This is a genomic window from Haemophilus parainfluenzae (genome assembly GCF_014931415.1).
GTDB classification, from domain to species: Bacteria; Pseudomonadota; Gammaproteobacteria; order Enterobacterales; family Pasteurellaceae; genus Haemophilus_D; species Haemophilus_D parainfluenzae_AF.
Map to the genome: position 1 here is coordinate 158,803 of NZ_CP063121.1, position 21,924 is coordinate 180,726.

Here is a 21,924-nt window from a genome sequence, read left to right on the forward strand (position 1 = left end):
TTGAATGTTGATTAAATTCGTTCTTCGATAATTCCGCCACCTAAGCAGACTTCATCTAGGTAAAACACGGCTGATTGACCTGGTGTGACCGCGGCTTGTGGTTCGTCAAAAATCACTCGGATGCAATCGTCATCAATCGGCTCTACCAAACAAGCAATATCCGTTTGGCGATAACGAGTTTTTACCGTACAACGGAACGCTTCACGCACAGGTTCGCGACTCACCCAATGTAGCTGCTTGGCAATTAAGCCTTTGGAGAACAAACGTGGATGATCATGGCCTTGTGCCACAATCAATTCATTATTTTCCACATCTTTATCTACTACATACCAGGCTTCATCTCCGGCATTTCTTAATCCACCGATACCTAGTCCTTTACGCTGTCCGAGAGTGTGATACATCAAGCCTTCATGGCGACCAATAATCTCGCCATCCACGGTACGGATGTCACCTGGTTGAGCCGGCAAATAACGCGCTAAGAAATCTTTAAATTTACGCTCACCGATAAAGCAAATCCCAGTAGAGTCTTTTTTCTTCGCGGTAATTAAACCTAAATCTTCTGCAATAGCACGCACGATTGGCTTTTCGATTTCACCTACAGGGAAAAGGCTTTGACCTACCTGATTTTTACTCAAGGTGTAAAGAAAATAACTTTGATCTTTGTTGCTATCTAAACCCCGCAATAGTTCAGCCTGATCATCTGCCCCGCGACGACGCACATAATGGCCGGTAGCAATATAATTAGCACCTAAATCTTCTGCCGCATATTCTAAGAAAGCTTTAAATTTAATTTCTTTATTGCACAGAATATCGGGGTTTGGCGTACGACCGGCTTTGTATTCTGTTAAGAAATGTTCAAACACGTTATCCCAATATTCCGCGGCAAAATTAATTTTATGCAGTTTAATGCCTAGTTTGTCGCATACTGCCTGCGCATCAGCTAAATCCGCTGCTGCCGTACAATAATCGGTATCGTCATCCTCTTCCCAGTTTTTCATAAACAAGCCTTCCACTTGGTAGCCTTGTTGTTGAAGAATAAACGCAGAAACGGAGGAGTCTACCCCACCAGACATACCACAAATGACTTTTTTAGTGGCATTTTCGGCAAGTTGTTCTGCACTCAAAGGTGTGAAATGTTGATTATAAGTATTTGAAGTTAACATAAGTCTCCCGTAACTTCGGTTAAGGCGAAGCACATTGGTTGTTGATAAATAATAGCTACTTTATTGCTGAATAATTGATGTATCTTCTTTTAAAATATAAGAAGGCTCATCATTAAAAGAAATTTTATAAAACGTTTTACCCGATTCGCCTACAATCTCCTTGAAAGTTTGGCAAGGAATATCGGTTGCTTTTAATGTAAATAAAGTCGGCATATTTTCAATTTCAGCCGCTGTTTTACTCAATACCGATTTACTATAAATAGGTGTATCTTTTTGGATAAGTACATCAGGATAAGAATTAGAGGTATCGGGTTCCTCATCATCAAAAATACCTTTTTCAAGCACTAATGATTTTTTATCACCTAATTTTATTTGATCCTGTTCAGTCATATAAACTGAGCCTGTTCCATAACGAATCTCGGTAGCAGAAAACATCGGCATTGTATTTAACCATGCTCCTGCTTTTACAAGAATAACGGGTTTATTAAATTCAGAATCTGCATATAAATTAAGATCTGCATTTACCTTTGCGGGGTAATATCCTGCAAAGGCAAAAGATGAAACCGTCAATAAAATTAATGTATAAACAAATTTTAATAATTTCATCTATTTATTTCACTTCATAAAATTGCGAATCATCGTCTTTCTTCGCAAATTTTTGTTCGTATTCAGCTTTGGCATTTTCATCGCCAGCATCTAATTTTTCTTGTAAAGTGTCGCAAGGTTTATCGCAGTCACAGGCTTTGGCGATACCGAGTGATGAAAGTCCGCCACAGCTGCCCTTTAAGCTTTGTTTTTTAAAGATAAAGCCCACAGACATTAATACAATAATGGCCACAAAAGCGATTAGGGTAAAAAATAACGTTTGCATGATTATTCCTTATTTGCGAGTAATTTTTGGAAGGCTGAGGACATTTTCGTTTCAAAGCCTTGTTCCGTTTTCATGATTAAATAAACCGGAATATTTTCTTTCTCAGCCACTTCCAAAGCTTTATCTTCACCAAGTACAAATAGGCCTGTAGATAAGCCATCAGCAGTCATTGAGCTTGGTGCGAGCACGGTAATTGAGGCTAAATGATGCTGAATTGGATAGCCAGTTTTCGGATCAATTTCATGTGCAAAACGTTGGCCATTTTCCTCGAAATAAATACGGTAATCACCTGAAGTTGCCATCGCCATATTATTTAAACCAATCACTTCTTGAACTGATCTTTCACCCGTATTATTCGGTTTTTCAATAGCGATTTGCCAAGCTTTATTTTCGGCATTTTTACCTTTTGCACGGATTTCTCCGCCAATTTCCACCATATAGTTCTGTACGTGATTTTGCTCTAAGACATCTGCGACTTGATCCACACCAAAACCTTTAGCGATAGATGATAAATCAATATAAACCTGTGGCAAGGCTTTACTTAATGTTGGGGTTTTACCGCTCATATCAAGGTGAATCTTATCAATCCCCACCCAACTTTGACGTTCAGCAAGTTGCTCTGGGGTTGGCTTACGTTCTGGGCGTTTTTCTGGCCCAAAGCCCCATAAATTTACTACAGGACCGACTGTCACATCCAATGAACCTTCAGTAACCTTATTTAAACGGATCGCTTCTTGTAATACTTTGGCAAAGTCCGCAGAGATTTCAATTGGCGTATTCACTTGTGTATTTTGATTAAAGCGACTTAATTCGGAATCTTTAATGTAAGTGGACATTTTCTGATTCACGTCTTTTAAAACCACTTCAATTTGTTCATGTGTTTTTTGTGCGTTTTCGCTAACAGAATCATCCTCAATATAACGGATATGGTAAGTGGTGCCCATAGTTTTACCGCTAAGTGAAATAATTTCGGGATCTTTCTTACATGCACTTAATGAACAAGCTAGGACGACAGCAATCAATCCGCTTAATACTTTTTTCATCTATTCCTTCCTAAATATATGAATTACAGGCAAACCGACTCTTCCATCAGCTTGCCTGTAATCCATCTTAAATATTGACCGCACTTCATCACAAAGTGCGGTCAGTTTTAATGATGTTTTGATTAACTAAAATCAACCACCGAAGTCATCTAATAAGATGTTTTCATCTTCAACACCGAGGTCTTTCAACATTTTGATTACCGCAGCGTTCATGACTGGAGGTCCACACATGTAGTATTCACAATCTTCTGGTGCTTCATGATTTTTCAAGTAGTTTTCATAAAGTACGTTGTGAATAAAGCCAGTATAACCTGTCCAGTTATCTTCTGGTAACGGATCAGATAATGCCACGTGCCATGTAAAGTTTGGATTTTCTGCTTGAAGCTGATCAAAATCTTCTACATAGAACATTTCACGTTTAGAACGTGCACCATACCAGAACGACATTTTACGTTTAGAGTGTAAACGTTTTAACTGATCAAAGATATGAGAACGCATTGGCGCCATACCTGCACCACCACCGATGAAGACCATTTCATTATCGGTTTCTTTTGCGAAGAATTCACCGAACGGACCAGAAATTGTCACTTTATCACCTGGTTTTAATGACCAAATGTAAGAAGACATTTGACCTGGAGGCGCATCAGGTTGACGTGGTGGTGGCGTTGCAATACGCACGTTAAGCATAATGATGCCTTTCTCTTCTGGGTATGAAGCCATTGAGTAAGCACGGATAATATGCTCATCCACTTTAGACACATAACGCCATAAATCGTATTTGTCCCAATCTTCGTGGTATTCTTCTGGAATATCAAAATCTTTATAGTAAACCGTATGTGGATCAGCTTCGATTTGGATATAACCACCTGCGCGGAAAGGGACTTCTTCGCCTTCAGGAATCGCTAATTTAAGCTCTTTAATGAAGGTTGCTTTGTTATCATTAGAAATAACGGTACATTCCCATTTTTTCACGCCGAAGATTTCTTCTGGAAGTTCAACGTCCATATTGCCTTTTACATTCACTTGGCAAGCTAAACGATAACCTTCTTTTGCTTCACGTTTATTAATGTGAGAAAGTTCGGTTGGTAGAATTTCACCACCTCCACTTTTCACTTTCACCACACATTGACCACAAGAGCCACCGCCACCACAAGCAGAAGAAACGAAGATACCTTTACTTGCTAACGCACCAAGTAATTTACCGCCAGCAGGTAAGGTGATCGCTTTTTCAGGATCGTCATTAATAGAAATGGTGATATCACCAGAATCCACTAATTTTGATTTAGCGAATAAAATAATCGCAACGAGCACTAAAAGGATAACCGTAAATGCCGCAACACCTAATAATAAAATTGAAGATTCGCTCATTTATGCCTCCTTATAACTGAATTCCAGAGAATGACATAAAGCCAAGCGCCATCAAGCCTGCAGTAATAAAGGTAATCCCTAATCCTTTTAAGCCTGCCGGTACATCGGCATATTTCATTTTTTCGGTTAAGCCTGCAAGCGCAACGATTGCTAACATCCAACCAAGCCCCGCACCTACACCATAAACTGCAGATTCTGCAAAAGTGTATTCACGTTGTACCGCAAAAGATACACCACCAAAGATCGCACAGTTTACGGCGATAAGTGGAAGGAAGATACCTAATGCGTTATAAAGTGCTGGGAAGAATTTATCTAAAGTCATTTCAAGTAATTGAACAAGACCCGCAATAATCCCGATAAAGGTAATGAAGTTTAAAAACTCAAGGCTTACACCTTCTACCAATGCGCCATCTTTTAATACATGTTCATACACAAATTGGTTCGCAGGTACCGCAATACCAAGTACTACTGTTACCGCAACACCAAGGCCAAATGCCGTAGAAACTTTCTTAGAAACCGCAAGGAAAGTACACATCCCTAAGAAGAAAGAGAGCGCCATGTTTTCAATGAAGATCGCCTTCACGAATAGGCTAATATAATGTTCCATTGATTATTTCTCCTGTTGCTCAGGTTTCCACGTTCTTAAGCCCCAAATAACGAAGCCGATAATAAAGAACGCACTTGGTGCAAGAAGGAATAAACCGTTTGGTTGATACCAACCACCGTCTTGAATTGTTTGGAATACAGGGAAACCAAATAAACGACCAGAACCGATTAGTTCACGTAATGTTGCAACAATTAATAAGATCGCACCATAGCCTAAACCATTACCGATACCATCAACAAAGCTTTCTAACGGAGGTGATTTCATCGCAAACGCTTCTGCACGGCCCATTACGATACAGTTTGTAATGATAAGACCAACGAATACAGAAAGTTGTTTAGATAAACCATAAGCATAAGCTTTTAGTACTTGGTCAACCAAGATTACTAAAGATGCGATAATCGCCAGTTGCACAATGATACGGATACTATTTGGAATATAGTTACGAATCAATGAAATGAACAAACTGGAGAAACCGGTTACCAAACTTACCGCAATCGCCATAACAATCGCGGTTTGTAATTGGGTCGTTACCGCTAATGCAGAACAGATACCCAAAATTTGCAAGGCAATCGGGTTATTTTTAACAATAGGATCGAATAAAAGACCTTTTAAGTTTACTTTTGCATCAGCCATTATTTGATTTCTCCTGCTTTAAATTTCGCTAAGAATGGACCAAAGCCATTTTGGCTGAACCAATAATCAAATGAACCTTGAACACCGTTACTGGTTAACGTTGCACCTGATAAACCATCTACACCGTGCTCTTTATCTGCAGCAGAGCTACCTTTGTAGATTTTGAATTTTTGGTTACCTTGTTCATCGAATAATTTTTTATCAACGAACTGTGCTTGCCAACGTGGGTTCGCAATTTCGCCCCCAAGACCAGCTGTTTCACCTTGATCATAGTAAGTAATACCTTTGATGGTATTTGCATCTGGTGCAACAGAAACAAAACCATACATGGTTGACCATAAACCACGGCCATACATTGGTAATACCACTTGGGTTACATTGCCTTGTTCATCTTTTACAAGATAAACACGCGCTTGGTTTGCACGAACCTTAATTCCTGCTTTATCAGACTCAGCTGGGATAGCTTGGCTTTTAGCTGGATCTTTAACGGCATCTTTAGGTTCAAATTTATTAATTTCTTCTGCTGAAGCTTGAACGTAATCACCACTTTGCAAATCCACTAAACGTGGTTCAATAAATTTGCTGTAAGTGTCTTTAATTACTGATGCATTATCTTCTTTCATTAAGCCAGCAACAGTTAAAATGTTACGTTGAACGTCGAGTGCTTTTTGTTCATCTTGTTTGGATTTTAATGCTACTGCAGCACCAGAAACCACGATAGAACACACTAAACTTAGCAACACAACAACGGTAACTGTACCGCTAACGCTATCTTTATTAAATTTAGCCATTTGTTCTTGCTCTCCGACGTTTGATATTTGCTTGAACCACGATGTAGTCGAAAATTGGTGCAAATAAGTTTGCAAATAAAATCGCTAACATCATCCCTTCTGGATAAGCTGGGTTCACTGTACGAATTAATACCGCCATCACGCCAATTAACGCACCGTACCACCATTTACCCGTGTTGGTAAATGAAGCGGATACAGGGTCTGTAGCCATGAAGATCATACCAAGTGCAAAACCACCTAATACAAAGTGCCAATGCCAAGGCATTGAGAACATTTGGTTAGAATCAGAACCGATTAAGTTGAATAAGGTTGCTGTACCAATCATACCGATCATGACACCAGCCATAATGCGCCAAGAAGCAATTCGAGTGAATACAATCACTGCACCACCGATTAATAACGCAAGCGTTGAAACCTCACCCATTGAACCTGGGATATTACCAATGAATGCATCCATCCAAGTAATTGGTTGACCAGTTACGGTGTGTTGTAATGCCGCTTGACCACCTTGAGACCATTGTGAAAGTGCGGTTGCACCTGAGAAACCATCTGCTGCAGTCCATACTAAGTCACCGGAAATTTGAGCCGGATAAGCAAAGAATAAGAATGCACGACCCGCAAGTGCAGGGTTCATAAAGTTACGACCTACACCACCAAAGATTTCTTTCGCAACCACGATACCAAAGGTGATACCTAGTGCGGCTTGCCATAATGGCAATGTTGGTGGAACGATTAACGCAAATAAAATGGTTGAAACGAACATCCCTTCATTAACTTCATGACCACGTACTACTGAGAACAATAATTCCCAAATTGTACAAACGGTAAATACCACTAAGTAAATTGGTAAGAAGAAGATCGCCCCTAACGCCATTTTTGAGCTCCAAGTTGCATTATTGGTTAAATCTAAACCTAATGAACTTGCAAGCGCATAGTGCCAATCGTTAGCAATTAATTGATCTAAATTGCCTAATTGATTTAAGGCAGGGATCGCTTGGTTACCCACATTGTACATCCCGTAGAAAATCGCTGGGAACAACGCAAGGAAAACCGTAATCATCATACGTTTTGAGTCTAACGCATCACGAACGTGTGTGTTTTTGTGCGTTACCGTACCTGGTGTATAAAGCAAGGTATAAATCGATTCAAAGATCGGATAAAACTTGCTGTATTTACCGCCTGGTAAAAACGCGGGTTCCATTTTTTCAAAAAGATTTTTTAAACCCATTTTTAACCTTCCTTCTCAATCTTATCTAAAACTTGACGCAAGATTGAACCGTATTCATATTTGCCCGGGCAAACGAAAGAACATAACGCTAAGTCTTCTTCATCTAATTCAAGACAACCTAACGCTTGTGCGCCATCGGTATCGCCCACGATTAAATCACGCAATAATAATGTCGGTAAAATATCCAACGGCATTACGCGCTCGTAGCTACCAATTGGTACCATTGCACGCTCACCACCATTTTCTGCAGTAGTAAAGTTGAATAATTTCTTACCAAAGTGACCTAATACGGTACGGGTAATCGAATATTTGTTCGATTGTGGTGTGATCCAACCTAAGAACTCTTTCTCATTACCTTCTGCAATCACAGAAACTTGTAATGCATAACGACCTAAATAGTCGTGAGCATCTTTTGCAGTTTGACCACAAAGCACAGAACCAGAAATCACACGGTTATTACCGTCTTTTAACTCACCTGCCGTTAATTGAGAAAGGTTAGCACCGATTACGGTACGAACTAAACGAGGCTCTTTCACTTGCGGACCGGCAAGAGAAATAATGCGTTCGACATAAAGTTCGCCCGTGGTGAATAATTTACCGACAGCAATCACATCTTGATAATTGATGTGCCATACGGTTTTATTTACACCAACCGGATCGATAAAGTGAATATGAGTACCTACTAAACCAGCTGGATGGACTCCGCCAAAATCATGTACTTTAAGGTTAGGTAAATCCACGGTTGGGATATTGCTATCACCCGCTTTACATAGATTTAATGGTTTATTTGGGAATAGACGACTTAATACCGTTAAACCGTCAATAAAATCTTGCCAATGCTCTTTTAATACCACCTCTGGATTTGCCGCCAAAGGATTGGTATCCATCGCATTTACAAACAGAGAAGAAGGTTCTGCATCTAAGGCAGGCACTTTGCTGAACGGACGGGTGCGGAACGCTGTCCACAAACCGGATTCAACGAGGTTTTGTTTAACTTGTTCAGAAGAAAGCGTATTGAGCTCACCTGCGTTATATTTAGCGAAAGTAACTTGATCGTTACCTTGCACATCAATGACCACAGATTGTAATACACGTTTTTCGCCACGATTAATTACAGTGATAGTACCACTCGCAGGGGCTGTAAAAACCACTCCAGGGTTTTTCTTGTCTTCAAAAAGCACTTGGCCTTTTTTAACAACATTGCCTTCGCGTACCTTCATAGAAGGACGCATACCCACATACTCTTCACCAAGAATCGCAACCTGATTCACAGCTTTACCGCTATGGATTACTTGTGCTGGCTTTCCTGCAATAGGAAGATCCAAGCCTTTTTTGATTGTAATCATACTGTTTGCACTACTTTTCTAGGTTAAAAACACGATTGCAATCAAAGCATATGCCTTAAAAGCAATCTCGCGATTGAGCGTGACAGAAAATACTTTGAGATCAAAGTATTATTAACTGACACATAAATTTAAAAACTCAAATCTGTTTAATTTCTCGACGAGTAAGGAGTTGCTCACTTATCCAGAAATTGAAATTCGAAAATTAAAAGCGCCTTATTCTATCGGAAAATGGGCTTTTATTCCACTTTACGCCCTCATTTTTTGTGAAATATTTGTGGACGTTTTAGACGGATATTTATCTGGAGTAAAAATAAATCTCCATCAAAATAAAAAGAGAGAACGCTTATCGCATTCTCTCTTCTCATGAAAATCGAATATAGGGAACGTAAGGGAATACTTACTGTCCAACACCAAGACAATTTGGTGATTTTGGAAATGCTTTACCTAGGCTCTCCCATTCGCTTTTTGTATAAAGATGAAGAGCTAATGCGTGAATGCCATTTTTTAAATCATCGGAAAAAAGTTGGTAAAGTTTTTGGTGACGTTGCACTTTTCGCATGCCTTCAAAAGCATCGCTAACAATCACTAATTTAAAATGAGAATCGGCTCCTCGACCTGAACTGTGCATATGGCTTTCATTTTCTACAGTAACAAAGTGCGGTTGAAATTCGGCTTGAATTCTCTCTAATAATTCTTGTTGTTTTGACATAAATAAACTCCCTAACTTTTTGCTATACATTCAGCGTTAAGTTTGTAAGAATAACACAAATTAACCTAATTCAATGAGGAAATTATGAAAGTAACAAACAAAATCAAAGCATTATCAACAATGACGTTGGCGGCTGCGACATTATTTTTAGCAGGTTGCCAAGCGCAATCTAATACCTTAACTTTTGCGCCTCAATCACCGACTGCATCAATGAATATTAACCAATCAGCAGTGGTAACAGTTAATACTCGCGATTCTCGTCCACAACAAGAAATTGCAACTTATACTAAATCAGGCGAACTAATTAAATTAAATGCATCACCAAGCGTCACTCAACTTTTCCAACAAGTGATGCAACAAAATTTGGTTAGTAAAGGTTTTCGTATTGGACAAGCGAATAATGCGAATGCCGGCGTAACTGTTGATGTAAAAGAATTCAACGCTAAAGTGGAGCAAGGTAATTTACGTTATACCTTGAACAGCAAAATTCAAGCGGTGGTTTACGTACAAGGTCCACGAGGACAATACAACAAAACCTTCAATGCAACCCGTTCACAGTCTGGCGCATTTAATGCGAGTAATGATGAAATTCAAAAAGTGTTAGGCGAAACCTTCAAAGATATTGTTAATAATATTTATCAAGATCAAGAAGTTACTAACGCAATTAATCAATATACCAATTAATTAAAAAGTGCCGTGTCCTTTTCAATAATCACTTGACGAATACGCCTTTCAAGCGTAACATTCGACCGATTTTTTAACGAGAAGGACACACACTTTGGACAGTCATAGTCGATACCGAATATCGCTCTAGACTCTCGCCTCTTATCAGCGAGAGCTCGCTGGTAATCAATTTACCTTTCTTCGGCATCTTTTATCGAACGAAACCCATTTTAAAACATTCAAAAATTTGACCGCACTTTTCTCTAGTGCCAATTTCGTTTGATCTTTTTTTGTTCACAGTTGGATCTTCATAATCCCAAAAGGAGTATGACCAATGATTAACGCTTTTGCCATTAACGATTCCCGCTTGCTTCGTATTGATGACGAACCAGCCGATCTCAGCTCTGCCATTTGGTTAGATTTGCTAGAGCCGACAGGGGAAGAACGTGAAATGTTGCAAGAAGGCTTAGGACAAAGTCTCGCCTCATTCCTCGAATTAGAAGACATCGAAGCATCCGCGCGTTTCTTTGAAGACGAAGACGGCTTGCACTTGCACTCATTCTTCTATTGTGAAGACGAAGAAAACTACGCCGATCTCGCAAGCGTAGCGTTTACTATTCGTGATGGCCGCCTATTTACCCTGCGTGATCGTGAATTGCCGGCATTCCGTTTATATCGTATGCGTTCTCGTAGCCAGCGCTTATTTGAATGTAATGCATATGAAGTCTTACTCGACTTATTTGAAACCAAAATTGAGCAATTAGCCGATGTTATCGAAAACGTTTATGCGGATTTGGAAAAATTAAGTCGCGTAATTTTAAACGGTACGCAAGATGAAGCTTTCGATGAAGCCTTAAATACCCTAACAGAACAAGAAGATACCAGTTCTAAAGTGCGTTTGTGTTTGATGGATACACAACGCGCATTGGGTTTCTTGGTACGTAAAACGCGCTTGCCACCAAACCAGTTAGAACAAGCACGAGAAATCTTACGAGATATTGAATCCTTGCAACCGCATAATGAGTCTTTGTTCCAAAAAGTAAACTTTTTAATGCAGGCCGCGATGGGTTACATTAATATTGAGCAGAATAAAATCATGAAATTCTTCTCAGTGGTATCGGTTATGTTCCTACCGGCAACACTTGTCGCATCTACTTACGGGATGAACTTTGAATTTATGCCGGAACTCCATTTTAAATATGGTTACCCAATGGCTATTGGATTAATGATTGGTGCGGCGCTTACGCCTTATATCTATTTTAAACGGAAAGGTTGGTTATAATGGAAATTTCCCAAACTGCATTATTTTTAGGATCGATTATCGATCTGTATTGTTTAGTGTTAATTTTACGCGTATGGCTCCCCTTAGCGAACGTGGATTATTACAATCCTATTTCTCAATTTACGCTGAAATTTACCCAACCGGTTATTGCACCATTACGTAAAGTTTTTCCTGTGGTGAAAAAAGTGGAAACGGCGGCACTGTTTTTAGTCTTCTTGCTTTGCGGACTAAAATCGATTCTCTTTGGCGGATTAAATCTCAGTTTCTTCTTACTATTGGGCATATTAGGACTAATTAAAAATATCGGTGTGGCAATTTTCTATGTGTTAATCGCCGGTGCAATTTTAAGTTGGTTTAATCGTGGCAATAATCCTGCATTCTATGCGTTATATCAACTTACCGAACCCTTATTGAAACCAATTAAACGCATTTTACCAACTGTGGGCGTGATTGATTTTTCACCGATGGTTATTGCTATTATCCTGTTATTTTTGAATAATCTCTTTTACGATTACTTTAACCTTTTATGGGCAATTGCTGCGTAAAGTGCGGTTAAAAATAATATTATTTTTTCGGGCTGGATTTTCCAGCCCTTATTGTAAATGTGGTGAGTAAATTTAGTTATGTCAGCAATCGAACAAACACCTGAAGGACTACGTCTTAAAATCATTCTGCAACCTAAAGCCAGTAAAGATCAAATTGTGGGATTACATGATGATGAACTCAAAATCACGATCACCGCACCACCTGTTGATGGTCAAGCCAATGCTCACTTGATGAAATTTTTGAGTAAAGCATTCAAAGTACCTAAAAGTGCAATCATACTTGAAAAAGGTGAATTAAACCGACATAAACAAGTTTGGATTCCTTCGCCTAAATTAATTCCATCTGAAATTCAAAATCTCTTATAAAATCAGTAAAAAAATCACCGCACTTTCTACCAATTTTCCCCGTTTTACGCTATCCTATATCACATTTTACAAAGCAAAATATGCCGCAAAGTGCGGTCAAAATTTAAGGTGATTTTCTATGCAACAACATTACCGTCCTGATTTGATTGAACCTGCCGTTCAACAATATTGGGCTGAAAATAAAGTCTTCAAAGCAATCAAAGATACGTCTAAAGAAAAATATTACTGTCTTTCAATGTTCCCTTACCCATCAGGTCGTTTACACATGGGCCATGTGCGTAACTACACCATCGGTGATGTAGTTTCACGTTACCAACGTATGAACGGCAAAAACGTATTACAACCGATTGGTTGGGATGCTTTCGGTTTGCCAGCTGAAGGTGCTGCGATTAAAAATAAAACTGCGCCCGCAAAATGGACTTACGAAAACATTGAATACATGAAAAACCAGCTCAAAATGTTGGGCTTTGGTTATGACTGGGATCGCGAAATTGCGACTTGCCGTCCGGAATACTACAAATGGGAACAATGGTTCTTCACCGAGCTTTATAAAAAAGGCTTAGTTTACAAAAAAACCTCAACTGTGAACTGGTGTCCGAACGATGAAACCGTATTGGCTAACGAACAGGTGCATGAAGGTTGTTGCTGGCGTTGTGACACTCCGGTCGAGCAAAAAGAAATCCCACAATGGTTTATTAAAATCACTGATTACGCTGAACAATTACTAGGTGGATTAGACCAACTGCCACAATGGCCAGATATGGTAAAAACCATGCAACGTAACTGGATTGGCCGTTCTGAAGGGGTGGAAATTACGTTTGATGTGGCAGATACCGCAGAAAAAGTCGCGGTTTATACGACCCGTCCTGATACCTTCTATGGTGTGAGCTATTTAGGTATCGCGGCAGCGCACCCATTAGCAGAATTAGCGGCAGAAAAAAATCCTCAATTGGCTGAATTCATCCGTGAAGCAAAAAATGCCAAAGTGGCCGAAGCAGACCTAGCCACAATGGAGAAAAAAGGGATGGCAACCGGCTTATTCGCTATTCATCCATTAACCGGTGAAAAATTACCAATTTGGGTCGCTAACTTCGTGTTAATGCACTACGGTACTGGTGCAGTAATGGCGGTTCCAGCACATGACCAACGTGACTTTGAATTTGCTCAAAAATACAGTTTGCCAATTAAACAGGTAATCGCACCACTTGCAGATGAAGAAATTGATTTAACCAAACAAGCTTTTGTTGAACACGGTAAATTAGTGAACTCTGCTGAGTTTGATGGTTTGGATTTTGATGCGGCATTCAACGGTATTGCGGACAAATTAGAAAAATTAGGCGTGGGTAAACGCCAAGTGAATTATCGTTTACGTGACTGGGGCGTTTCTCGTCAACGTTATTGGGGTGCACCAATTCCAATGCTGACCTTGCCAAACGGTGAAACCGTACCAGCCCCAATCGAAGATTTACCGATTATTCTACCGGAAGATGTGGTCATGGATGGCGTGAAAAGCCCAATTAAAGCCGATCCAAACTGGGCTAAAACCACCTTCAACGGTGAACCTGCATTAAAAGAAACCGATACCTTTGATACCTTTATGGAATCGTCTTGGTACTATGCACGCTATACTTCACCAAGCTATGCTGAAGGCATGTTGGATAAAGATGAAGCCAACTACTGGTTGCCGGTGGATCAATATATCGGCGGTATCGAGCACGCGACCATGCACTTGCTCTACTTCCGTTTCTTCCACAAATTATTGCGTGATGCAGGTTTCGTAACGAGCGATGAGCCGGCACAAAAATTATTATGCCAAGGCATGGTATTAGCCGATGCGTTCTATTACACCAGTCCGACCAACGAGCGTATTTGGGTAAGCCCAACGCAAGTGACCCTTGAGCGTGATGAAAAAGGCCGTATCATCAAAGCGACTGATCCAGAAGGCCGTGAATTGGTGCATACCGGTATGACCAAAATGTCGAAATCCAAAAACAACGGTATCGACCCACAAGAGATGGTGGAAAAATACGGTGCAGATACTGTGCGTCTCTTCATGATGTTCGCTTCTCCTGCAGAAATGACGCTTGAATGGCAAGAATCTGGCGTAGAAGGGGCAAAACGTTTCTTAGGTCGTGTATGGAATTTGGTGTATGAATACAGTCAAAATCCTGCAAAAACTGCTTTAGATGTGACCGCACTTTCTGCAGACCAAAAAGCACTTCGCCGTGATGTGCATAAAACGATCGCCAAAGTGAGCGATGATATTGGTCGTCGTCAAACGTTCAATACCGCTATCGCAGCAGTAATGGAGTTAATGAATAAATTAACCCGTGCGCCATTAGAAAGCGAGCAAGATCGTGCTGTGATGGCAGAAGCATTAAGCGCAGTCGTGCGTATGCTTTACCCAATCACACCACATATCTGCTTTGAGTTATGGAAAGCTTTAGGTAACGAAAGCAACATCGACCATGCAGAATGGGTGAAAGCTGATGAAGCGGCGATGGTAGAAGATGAAAAACTTATCGTGGTTCAAGTCAACGGTAAAGTACGTGGTAAAGTGACTGTCGCAGCTGATGCGGATGAAGAAACCGTGAAAACGGTTGCATTTGCAGATGAAAATGTGAAGAAATTTACTGACAATACACAAATCGTGAAAGTGATTTATGTACCTGGTAAATTGTTAAATGTGGTGGTTAAACCGCAATAATCCATAAAATAACCGCATTTTATTCCAAGAGTTGCATAAACGACTCTTAAACAAAATAAAGTGCGGTGAATTTTACAGGTAATTTTTATGATGAAATCAATCAAAACGATCTGCTTTGTTGGGGCTACTGCCTTTTTAACTGCTTGTGGTTGGCACTTCGATAATGGTGCGGCTGTTCCTGCAGAATTAAAAACAATGGCTCTTGAAAGTAGCGACCCATACAGTGAAATGTCAATGGCAATGCGTAAGCAACTGCTTAGCAACAACGTAAACCTTGTTCCTGCAAAACAAGGTGTGCCAGTGTTGCGTTTAAATAAACAGACTTCAAGCGATAAAGTCGCATCTGTCTTTAAACAAGGCCGTGAAGCAGAAAAAGTACTGACTCTTGATGTTGAAGCAAGTGTACGTTTGGCAAACGGAGAAACCTATCCAATCTCTGCAAAAATCAACCGTACTTTCTTTGATAACTCACGTGCTGCATTAGCAAAATCAGCTGAGCGCGATGTGATTTGGAATGATATGCGAGAACAAGCGGCTCGCCAATTAATTAATAAAATGGCCGCCTTGCAACATCAAGTTCAAGGAAAATAATGAACCGCATTTTTTCTGAGCAACTGGCCTCTAACCTGAACAGCCATTTAGCGAAAGTCTATTTTTTGGTTGGGACAGATCCCCTGTTGCTCAGTGAAAGTGAAGACCTCATTCACCAAGCCGCCCTTCTTCAAGGTTTTGATGAAAAAAATCAAATTACCATAGATACTAATACTGACTGGCCTACATTAATTGAGGCTAGTCAATCTATGGGGCTCTTCTTTAATAAGCAAATTTTCATTCTCAATTTACCCGAAAATTTGACCGCGCTTTTGCAGAAAAACCTTCAGCAATTTATTAGTGGATTAAATGAAGATAGCTTGCTTGTTCTCACCTTGCCTAAATTGTCTAAAGCAGCCGAAAAACAAGAGTGGTTTATTCAGGCAAATCAACTTGAGCCACAAGCTGTTATTGTTAACTGCCAAACACCAAATTCAGAACAGCTTTCTCGCTGGGTGAAGCATCGTACAAAAAACATGGGATTATCAGCTGATGAGGAAGCCATTCAACTACTTTGTTACAGCTATGAAAATAATCTACTGGCATTGAAACAAGCATTACAGCTTTTAGATTTGCTTTATCCTGATCACAAACTCACGTATAACCGCGTAAAATCCGTCGTAGAGCAATCTTCTGTCTTTACCCCTTTCCAATGGATTGATGCATTGCTATCAGGCAAAGCAAACCGCTCAAAGCGAATTTTACGTGGTTTACAAGCTGAAGATGTGCAACCTGTCATTTTATTGCGTACTTTACAGCGTGAACTACTCACGTTGTTAGAATTAACAAAACCACAGCTACGCAATCCATCTCTTCAAACGAGTTTGCCAACACAGACACTCAAAGCAGATTTTGACCGCCTCAAAATTTGGCAGAATCGTCGTCATCTTTATACTGCAGCGATACAACGACTCACCTATCAAAAGCTCTTTGAAATATTGCAAGAATTGGCCGATATTGAGCGCACAACCAAGCAAGAATATGATCAAGACGTGTGGGTAAAATTGGCCGACTTATCGGTTAAAATTTGTTTATAAAAAAATCTCGGCGTTAACCGAGATTTTTTATTATTGCGCAATTTTTAAATCTTGATACAGATAATTTCGATAGCTATTCACTAAATCCATATCCTCTGCATCTTCGAGCTTACCTTGGCTTAGCTGACGCATCGCGATATTCGCTCGCATAAAGTCATCTTTCGGTGATAAACCTGCCACATCAAGTAATACGCCACCAACAAAGGCTAAATCTAAGAAATCTTGCTGTTGAACAAAGTCAGTCTTACGATTAGTTCTAACTACAAATTGAGTCACATAATCCGGGTTCGCAAAGTTACCTTTTTTCGGTGGAAGCTGATTATCAAAAGCGACTTGGTGATCACCAAAATAACCGAATACATAAGGCGTTTCACGTGATTTTAAATAATCATTTAAACCTTCGATTGCCTCATTAAGGCTAGCAATGCGATCAATATAATCGTTCAAGCAAGAAATCGCTTTTCCCCCTAAACGCTTACTTGCCAAATTAAAATGGTTTGGCATGTTCGTGTTGTAAGGGCCATGCTCTTTCATGGTGAGAACATAAACAAACATTGGCTGCTGTACATTTTCCAATGATGGATGTTGTTTCTGTAAAATAAGCTTGGTGTAGTACATCATCTCTTCACTGCTAATATGCCAGAGATTTTTGCTGATTGATGCTGGATAGCCTAAATCTTGTGGTTGCAACATCAAATCAAAACCAAAGTGGTCATAAGCAGGTTTTGCATTGTAGTTACCTTTCGTAAAAGGCGATAACGCCACACAAAAATAGCCTTGCTCACGAAGATTTTTAATAAAACCCGTCTGTAAGTGTGGCACAACCGAATAAAACACCCCACTTGCCAAAGCACCAAAATCGGTTGAAGGCACCCCTGCAAGAAAAGCAAATTCAGATTTCCACGTTGCACCGCCCACCGTATGTACACGCAATGGACTTACAAATGCGGTATCTTCTTGCTTATTAAACATTGAAAATGGCGGGATGGTTTCTGCATCAAAATCAAATTGATGGGGATTCAAGGTTGATTCTTGTAAACAAACCACAATATCAGGCTTTTCTGCACTTTCAGTTTTGCTCTCAGACTTTTCATTTAAAAGTGCGGTCAGTTTTTCTTTAAATTTTTGACTATTACCTTCAAATTCTGGCACTTTAAAGAATACACCACGACAAGACATTGGCAGGTTTAAGAAAACATCTCGACCATCATCCGGCAATGAATCTAGCCAGACTTTTGTCGCATCCGGATCTTTAGAATAATGCCACATTAAACCAAAGCTTGTTGCTGCGAGTATTGCTGCAAATACACGAAATCCAGTTGAGGCAGTTTCAACATCTGACCAGCCAAAGATAGCATACCCCAACAGACCTAATAGCCCCAACACGCCGAAAATGGCCCCTTTATAATGTAAAAGGGTTTCCCAATTTCGCCAGTCTGTTACGAGCCAAAAATCTGAAATGAGTAAAGGTTGTTTGTAGTAATGAATTTTCATTCGATGGAATAGCATCAACACCACAAAAAGTACGGACGCAAAATTCAATCCGCGTTGCCATTGACCTGTTATCGCAAACATTGAACTAAACAATAAGACGAATAATGCAATCGCAAAAAAATATGTCCAACGATAATGCGAATTGACGATAAAAATCACCGTCGCAATAAAAAATAAACTCAGAAAAATACTTGGAATCATAATAAATAAATTTGATTAAATGTTATTTGACACTTTCAGCCACTAAACGCTGAATCAGCTTTAAATTGGCTGGTGGGAATTGCCCAGCATCAAGCTCACTTTGTTCAAGCCAAAAACCTTCTTGTCCTTCTCGACCAAACGGCTCACCAATCCATTCTGTGACCAGATAAAAACTAAAATCTAAAATTTTGGTTGGATATTCAAATTGAAAACGTTCATACAGTTCAGCATTTAAAATATGAATGCCAATCTCTTCTTCCAACTCTCTTTTTAAGGCTTCTTCAGGGGTTTCACCTGCATCAACTTTGCCACCAGGAAATTCTAATGCTTGTGCAAAATCTTGCCCTTCTAAGCGTTGGGTCAAATATAGCTGCCCAAATTCATTACGAATAATTCCTGCCGCAACTTGAATGATAGGCTTACTCATCGTCTTTCCTTATCTCAAAAGTAGAAAGAGCGGTCATTTTTAGCGGTGTTTTAAACACGCAAAAATTTAACCGCTCTTTTCCTTAACTAAGCATATCGGGCTTTACTGCCGTGACAATGCTTGTATTTTTTACCTGACCCACAAGGACAAGGTTCATTACGTCCAATATGACGATCAGAATAGTCCTCGCTTTGAGTTTGCTCTGTATTTTCATCTACAGGTTGATGTGTTAATGCTTCACGTTCAGCCATTTCCTGACGTGCTCGTTCCGCTTCTTCAATCTCTTCCTGTGTACGGACTTTCACTCGAGTAAGTGTCGTAATCACATGATGTTTTAAAGAATCCAACATTTCAGTAAACATACGGAAAGATTCTTTTTTGTACTCTTGTTTTGGATCTTTTTGCGCATAACCACGCAAATGGATACCTTGACGTAAGTAATCCATCGCCGCCAAGTGCTCTTTCCAAAGCTCATCAAGAGTTTGTAACATCACACCTTTTTCGAAATGACGCATGGTTTCTTCACCCGCAAGCGCTTCTTTCGCTTTGTATTCATCTTCGGCTTCTTGAATAATGCGCTCACGCAAGTTTTCTTCGTGAAGATTATTATTTTCTTCTAACCAACGTTCAATTGGTAACTCAAGACCAAACTCTTGCGCTAAACGGTCTTCTAAGCCTTTAATATCCCATTGTTCTTCCAACGATTGTGGTGGAATATATTGGTCAATCACATCATTAAATACATCGCTGCGGATAGCTTTGATAGTCTCTGAAATATCATCGTTATCGAGCAAGTAATTACGTTGTTCGTAAATCGCATGACGTTGGTCATTAGCCACATCATCATATTCAAGCAAGTTTTTACGACCATCAAAATGGAAGGCTTCTACTTTCGCTTGCGCCGATGCGATCACTTTAGCAAGCAGCTTAGATTCCATGGCTTCACCTGGTTGAGTGAAGGCTTTACGCATCATATTTAATTTACCTTCATTCAGATAAATACGCATTAAGCCATCTTCTAAAGAAAGGTAGAAACGTGAAGAACCTGGGTCACCTTGACGACCTGAACGACCACGCAACTGGTTATCAATACGACGGGATTCATGACGCTCTGTCCCGATAATGTGTAAACCACCAGCTTTCATCACGATTTCGTGATTTTTCTCCCACTCAGCTTTGATTGCTTCAATTTGCTCTGGTGTTGGATTATCCAATTTTGCCACTTGAGCTTTCCAGTTACCACCCAGGATAATATCGGTACCACGACCTGCCATATTGGTTGCAATAGTCACTGCACCTGGTGCCCCCGCTTCCGCAACGATTTCTGCTTCTTGTGCGTGGAATTTTGCATTCAATACGTTGTGCTTAATCCCTGCTTTGTCTAACGCTTGAGAAAGCATTTCAGATTTTTCAACTGACACGGTACCCACAAGAACTGGTTGATTACGTGCTACACAGTCTTTGATATCTTCAATAATTGCATTGAATTTGTATTCTTCATTCTCAAACATGACGTCCGTACGATCATCACGAATCATTGGGCGGTTTGTTGGGATAACGACAGTTTCTAAACCATAAATTTGTTGGAATTCAAAGGCTTCGGTATCTGCTGTACCGGTCATACCCGCTAATTTGTCATAAAGACGGAAGTAGTTTTGGTAAGAAATCGACGCAACAGTTTGGTTTTCACTCTTAATTTCTACGCCTTCTTTCGCTTCGATTGCTTGGTGTAAACCATCAGACCAACGACGACCTGCCATTGTACGACCTGTGTGCTCATCGACGATCACAATCTCGCCATCTTTCACGATATAGTCTACATCGCGCTCAAATAAGGTGTTTGCACGTAATGCAGCCATGACATGGTGTAACAACACAATACGCGCTGGTGAATAAAGTGAATCGCCTTCTGGCATTAAACCTTGTTCAATTAACCAATTCTCTACTTTTTCTTGACCACGTTCAGTCAAATACGCCTGTTTGGTTTTAAGATCTAAGGTGTAATCGCCTTCACCGGTATATTCTTCCGTATCTTCTTTTTCTTGCTTAATCAAATTCGGAATTAATTTATTTACCGCAATATAAAGCTCAGAACTGTCCTCTGCTTGACCTGAAATAATCAACGGCGTACGTGCTTCATCAATTAAGATAGAGTCCACTTCATCCACTAAGGCATAGCCTAAATGACGTTGGAAACGTTCTTCTTTGGAATGCGCTAAGTTATCACGAAGGTAATCAAAACCTAGTTCGCTGTTTGTTGCATATGTAATATCTGCCGCATAAGCTTCACGTTTTGCTTCAGGCGGTAAACCAGGGATATTCACCCCAACAGTCATACCTAAGAATTCAAATAATGGGCGGTTGGTTTCTGCGTCACGACGTGCTAAGTAATCATTCACGGTCACAACGTGTACACCTTTACCTTCCAATGCCATCAAATAACAAGGCAAGGTTGCGGTTAAAGTTTTACCTTCACCCGTACGCATCTCTGCGATACAACGATTGGTGAGCACCATACCACCGATTAATTGCACATCGAAATGGCGCATACCGAGTACACGTTTACCCGCTTCACGCACGGTAGCAAACGCTTCAGGTAAAAGTTGTTGTAAAGTTTCACCATTAGCTAAACGACTACGGAATTCTTCTGTTTTTGCTCTTAATTCATCATCACTTAATGCTTCAAAAGCTGGCTCCATTTTGTTGATTTTCGCAACTTGTTTTCTTAATCTGCGTAAAATACGTTCGTTACGGCTGCCAAAAATTTTTGTTAAAAAACTCATAATTTCTCTTTCAAATAAAAAATAAAAAGGATCATCCGATTAAAAAATCGGTTCGTTTAAAGATAAAAG

21 protein-coding genes are annotated in these 21,924 nt (G+C 40.0%); 7 read left to right on the forward strand and 14 right to left on the reverse strand.

The window, feature by feature from the left end; genetic code table 11:
* Positions 1-11 precede the first annotated feature (11 nt).
* The 11 genes from mnmA to INP93_RS00830 all read right to left on the reverse strand — a co-directional run bounded on the left by mnmA (position 12) and on the right by INP93_RS00830 (position 9,759).
* Complete coding sequence (gene mnmA / locus INP93_RS00780; protein ID WP_197544865.1) at positions 12-1,163, reverse strand: tRNA 2-thiouridine(34) synthase MnmA; 1,152 nt, start codon at positions 1,161-1,163, stop codon at positions 12-14.
* Between the two features lie 60 nt (positions 1,164-1,223).
* Positions 1,224-1,769 (reverse strand): hypothetical protein, encoded by a 546-nt coding sequence (locus INP93_RS00785; protein WP_197544866.1) that lies wholly within the window; start codon positions 1,767-1,769, stop codon positions 1,224-1,226.
* A 4-nt stretch (positions 1,770-1,773) separates the two neighbouring features.
* Entirely contained in the window at positions 1,774-2,034 is a 261-nt protein-coding gene (gene nqrM / locus INP93_RS00790; RefSeq protein WP_049379890.1) for a (Na+)-NQR maturation NqrM, read from the reverse strand.
* 2 nt (positions 2,035-2,036) lie between these two features.
* Complete coding sequence (locus INP93_RS00795) at positions 2,037-3,077, reverse strand: FAD:protein FMN transferase (protein WP_197544867.1); 1,041 nt, start codon at positions 3,075-3,077, stop codon at positions 2,037-2,039.
* Positions 3,078-3,209: 132 nt separating this feature from the next.
* The gene (gene nqrF / locus INP93_RS00800; RefSeq protein WP_160222065.1) at positions 3,210-4,445 is read right to left on the reverse strand and encodes an NADH:ubiquinone reductase (Na(+)-transporting) subunit F; all 1,236 of its coding nucleotides are present in this window, start codon (positions 4,443-4,445) and stop codon (positions 3,210-3,212) included.
* Positions 4,446-4,455: 10 nt separating this feature from the next.
* Positions 4,456-5,052, reverse strand: a complete 597-nt coding sequence (gene nqrE, locus INP93_RS00805) for an NADH:ubiquinone reductase (Na(+)-transporting) subunit E (RefSeq protein ID WP_049362633.1) — start codon at positions 5,050-5,052, stop codon at positions 4,456-4,458.
* A 3-nt stretch (positions 5,053-5,055) separates the two neighbouring features.
* A complete protein-coding gene (locus INP93_RS00810) occupies positions 5,056-5,685 on the reverse strand; it encodes an NADH:ubiquinone reductase (Na(+)-transporting) subunit D (RefSeq protein ID WP_005695375.1) in 630 nt (209 codons plus the stop codon).
* Positions 5,685-6,476, reverse strand: a complete 792-nt coding sequence (locus tag INP93_RS00815) for a Na(+)-translocating NADH-quinone reductase subunit C (RefSeq protein ID WP_197544868.1) — start codon at positions 6,474-6,476, stop codon at positions 5,685-5,687. The genes INP93_RS00810 and INP93_RS00815 overlap by 1 nt, the downstream gene beginning before the upstream one ends.
* Positions 6,469-7,704 carry an NADH:ubiquinone reductase (Na(+)-transporting) subunit B gene (locus INP93_RS00820; protein WP_197544869.1) on the reverse strand — a complete coding sequence of 412 codons (1,236 nt, stop codon included), beginning with the start codon at positions 7,702-7,704 and terminating at the stop codon, positions 6,469-6,471. Before INP93_RS00820 ends, INP93_RS00815 begins: the two co-directional genes overlap by 8 nt.
* 2 nt (positions 7,705-7,706) lie before the next feature.
* Positions 7,707-9,050 carry a Na(+)-translocating NADH-quinone reductase subunit A gene (locus tag INP93_RS00825; protein ID WP_197544870.1) on the reverse strand — a complete coding sequence of 448 codons (1,344 nt, stop codon included), beginning with the start codon at positions 9,048-9,050 and terminating at the stop codon, positions 7,707-7,709.
* Positions 9,051-9,447: 397 nt separating this feature from the next.
* Complete coding sequence (locus tag INP93_RS00830) at positions 9,448-9,759, reverse strand: BolA family protein (protein ID WP_197544871.1); 312 nt, start codon at positions 9,757-9,759, stop codon at positions 9,448-9,450.
* Positions 9,760-9,843: 84 nt separating this feature from the next.
* Between INP93_RS00830 and INP93_RS00835 the strand changes: the two genes are divergently transcribed.
* The 7 genes from INP93_RS00835 to holA all read left to right on the forward strand — a co-directional run bounded on the left by INP93_RS00835 (position 9,844) and on the right by holA (position 16,950).
* On the forward strand, positions 9,844-10,443 hold the full coding sequence (locus INP93_RS00835) for a YajG family lipoprotein (protein ID WP_049364852.1): 600 nt from the start codon (positions 9,844-9,846) through the stop codon (positions 10,441-10,443).
* Positions 10,444-10,756: 313 nt separating this feature from the next.
* Positions 10,757-11,704, forward strand: coding sequence for a magnesium/cobalt transporter CorA (gene corA / locus INP93_RS00840; RefSeq protein ID WP_065244534.1), 948 nt, complete (start codon positions 10,757-10,759; stop codon positions 11,702-11,704).
* A complete protein-coding gene (locus tag INP93_RS00845; protein WP_070868260.1) occupies positions 11,704-12,249 on the forward strand; it encodes a YggT family protein in 546 nt (181 codons plus the stop codon). The genes corA and INP93_RS00845 overlap by 1 nt, the downstream gene beginning before the upstream one ends.
* 78 nt (positions 12,250-12,327) lie before the next feature.
* Positions 12,328-12,615 carry a DUF167 family protein YggU gene (gene yggU / locus INP93_RS00850; protein WP_049372764.1) on the forward strand — a complete coding sequence of 96 codons (288 nt, stop codon included), beginning with the start codon at positions 12,328-12,330 and terminating at the stop codon, positions 12,613-12,615.
* A 118-nt stretch (positions 12,616-12,733) separates the two neighbouring features.
* The gene (gene leuS / locus INP93_RS00855) at positions 12,734-15,322 is read left to right on the forward strand and encodes a leucine--tRNA ligase (RefSeq protein WP_197544872.1); all 2,589 of its coding nucleotides are present in this window, start codon (positions 12,734-12,736) and stop codon (positions 15,320-15,322) included.
* Positions 15,323-15,409: 87 nt separating this feature from the next.
* Positions 15,410-15,913, forward strand: coding sequence for an LPS-assembly lipoprotein LptE (locus INP93_RS00860; RefSeq protein ID WP_049358012.1), 504 nt, complete (start codon positions 15,410-15,412; stop codon positions 15,911-15,913).
* On the forward strand, positions 15,913-16,950 hold the full coding sequence (holA, locus tag INP93_RS00865) for a DNA polymerase III subunit delta (RefSeq protein ID WP_049372762.1): 1,038 nt from the start codon (positions 15,913-15,915) through the stop codon (positions 16,948-16,950). Before INP93_RS00860 ends, holA begins: the two co-directional genes overlap by 1 nt.
* 30 nt (positions 16,951-16,980) lie before the next feature.
* On the opposite strand, the gene INP93_RS00870 is transcribed toward holA, so the two are convergent.
* From INP93_RS00870 to secA, 3 genes are all read right to left on the reverse strand, one after another.
* On the reverse strand, positions 16,981-18,645 hold the full coding sequence (locus tag INP93_RS00870; RefSeq protein ID WP_049372761.1) for a sulfatase-like hydrolase/transferase: 1,665 nt from the start codon (positions 18,643-18,645) through the stop codon (positions 16,981-16,983).
* A gap of 22 nt (positions 18,646-18,667) precedes the next feature.
* On the reverse strand, positions 18,668-19,072 hold the full coding sequence (gene mutT, locus INP93_RS00875; protein WP_005699596.1) for an 8-oxo-dGTP diphosphatase MutT: 405 nt from the start codon (positions 19,070-19,072) through the stop codon (positions 18,668-18,670).
* An 86-nt stretch (positions 19,073-19,158) separates the two neighbouring features.
* Entirely contained in the window at positions 19,159-21,855 is a 2,697-nt protein-coding gene (secA, locus tag INP93_RS00880) for a preprotein translocase subunit SecA (protein ID WP_197544873.1), read from the reverse strand.
* Positions 21,856-21,924 lie beyond the last annotated feature (69 nt).

What these genes read in the sequence shown, in the direction of transcription:
- mnmA (WP_197544865.1), bottom strand. Translation starts at nt 1,163, where the DNA reads ATGTTAACTTCAAATACTTATAATCAACATTTCACACCTTTGAGTGCA.
- INP93_RS00785 (WP_197544866.1), bottom strand. Translation starts at nt 1,769, where the DNA reads ATGAAATTATTAAAATTTGTTTATACATTAATTTTATTGACGGTTTCA.
- nqrM (WP_049379890.1), bottom strand. Translation starts at nt 2,034, where the DNA reads ATGCAAACGTTATTTTTTACCCTAATCGCTTTTGTGGCCATTATTGTA.
- INP93_RS00795 (WP_197544867.1), bottom strand. Translation starts at nt 3,077, where the DNA reads ATGAAAAAAGTATTAAGCGGATTGATTGCTGTCGTCCTAGCTTGTTCA.
- nqrF (WP_160222065.1), bottom strand. Translation starts at nt 4,445, where the DNA reads ATGAGCGAATCTTCAATTTTATTATTAGGTGTTGCGGCATTTACGGTT.
- nqrE (WP_049362633.1), bottom strand. Translation starts at nt 5,052, where the DNA reads ATGGAACATTATATTAGCCTATTCGTGAAGGCGATCTTCATTGAAAAC.
- INP93_RS00810 (WP_005695375.1), bottom strand. Translation starts at nt 5,685, where the DNA reads ATGGCTGATGCAAAAGTAAACTTAAAAGGTCTTTTATTCGATCCTATT.
- INP93_RS00815 (WP_197544868.1), bottom strand. Translation starts at nt 6,476, where the DNA reads ATGGCTAAATTTAATAAAGATAGCGTTAGCGGTACAGTTACCGTTGTT.
- INP93_RS00820 (WP_197544869.1), bottom strand. Translation starts at nt 7,704, where the DNA reads ATGGGTTTAAAAAATCTTTTTGAAAAAATGGAACCCGCGTTTTTACCA.
- INP93_RS00825 (WP_197544870.1), bottom strand. Translation starts at nt 9,050, where the DNA reads ATGATTACAATCAAAAAAGGCTTGGATCTTCCTATTGCAGGAAAGCCA.
- INP93_RS00830 (WP_197544871.1), bottom strand. Translation starts at nt 9,759, where the DNA reads ATGTCAAAACAACAAGAATTATTAGAGAGAATTCAAGCCGAATTTCAA.
- INP93_RS00835 (WP_049364852.1), top strand. Translation starts at nt 9,844, where the DNA reads ATGAAAGTAACAAACAAAATCAAAGCATTATCAACAATGACGTTGGCG.
- corA (WP_065244534.1), top strand. Translation starts at nt 10,757, where the DNA reads ATGATTAACGCTTTTGCCATTAACGATTCCCGCTTGCTTCGTATTGAT.
- INP93_RS00845 (WP_070868260.1), top strand. Translation starts at nt 11,704, where the DNA reads ATGGAAATTTCCCAAACTGCATTATTTTTAGGATCGATTATCGATCTG.
- yggU (WP_049372764.1), top strand. Translation starts at nt 12,328, where the DNA reads ATGTCAGCAATCGAACAAACACCTGAAGGACTACGTCTTAAAATCATT.
- leuS (WP_197544872.1), top strand. Translation starts at nt 12,734, where the DNA reads ATGCAACAACATTACCGTCCTGATTTGATTGAACCTGCCGTTCAACAA.
- INP93_RS00860 (WP_049358012.1), top strand. Translation starts at nt 15,410, where the DNA reads ATGATGAAATCAATCAAAACGATCTGCTTTGTTGGGGCTACTGCCTTT.
- holA (WP_049372762.1), top strand. Translation starts at nt 15,913, where the DNA reads ATGAACCGCATTTTTTCTGAGCAACTGGCCTCTAACCTGAACAGCCAT.
- INP93_RS00870 (WP_049372761.1), bottom strand. Translation starts at nt 18,645, where the DNA reads ATGATTCCAAGTATTTTTCTGAGTTTATTTTTTATTGCGACGGTGATT.
- mutT (WP_005699596.1), bottom strand. Translation starts at nt 19,072, where the DNA reads ATGAGTAAGCCTATCATTCAAGTTGCGGCAGGAATTATTCGTAATGAA.
- secA (WP_197544873.1), bottom strand. Translation starts at nt 21,855, where the DNA reads ATGAGTTTTTTAACAAAAATTTTTGGCAGCCGTAACGAACGTATTTTA.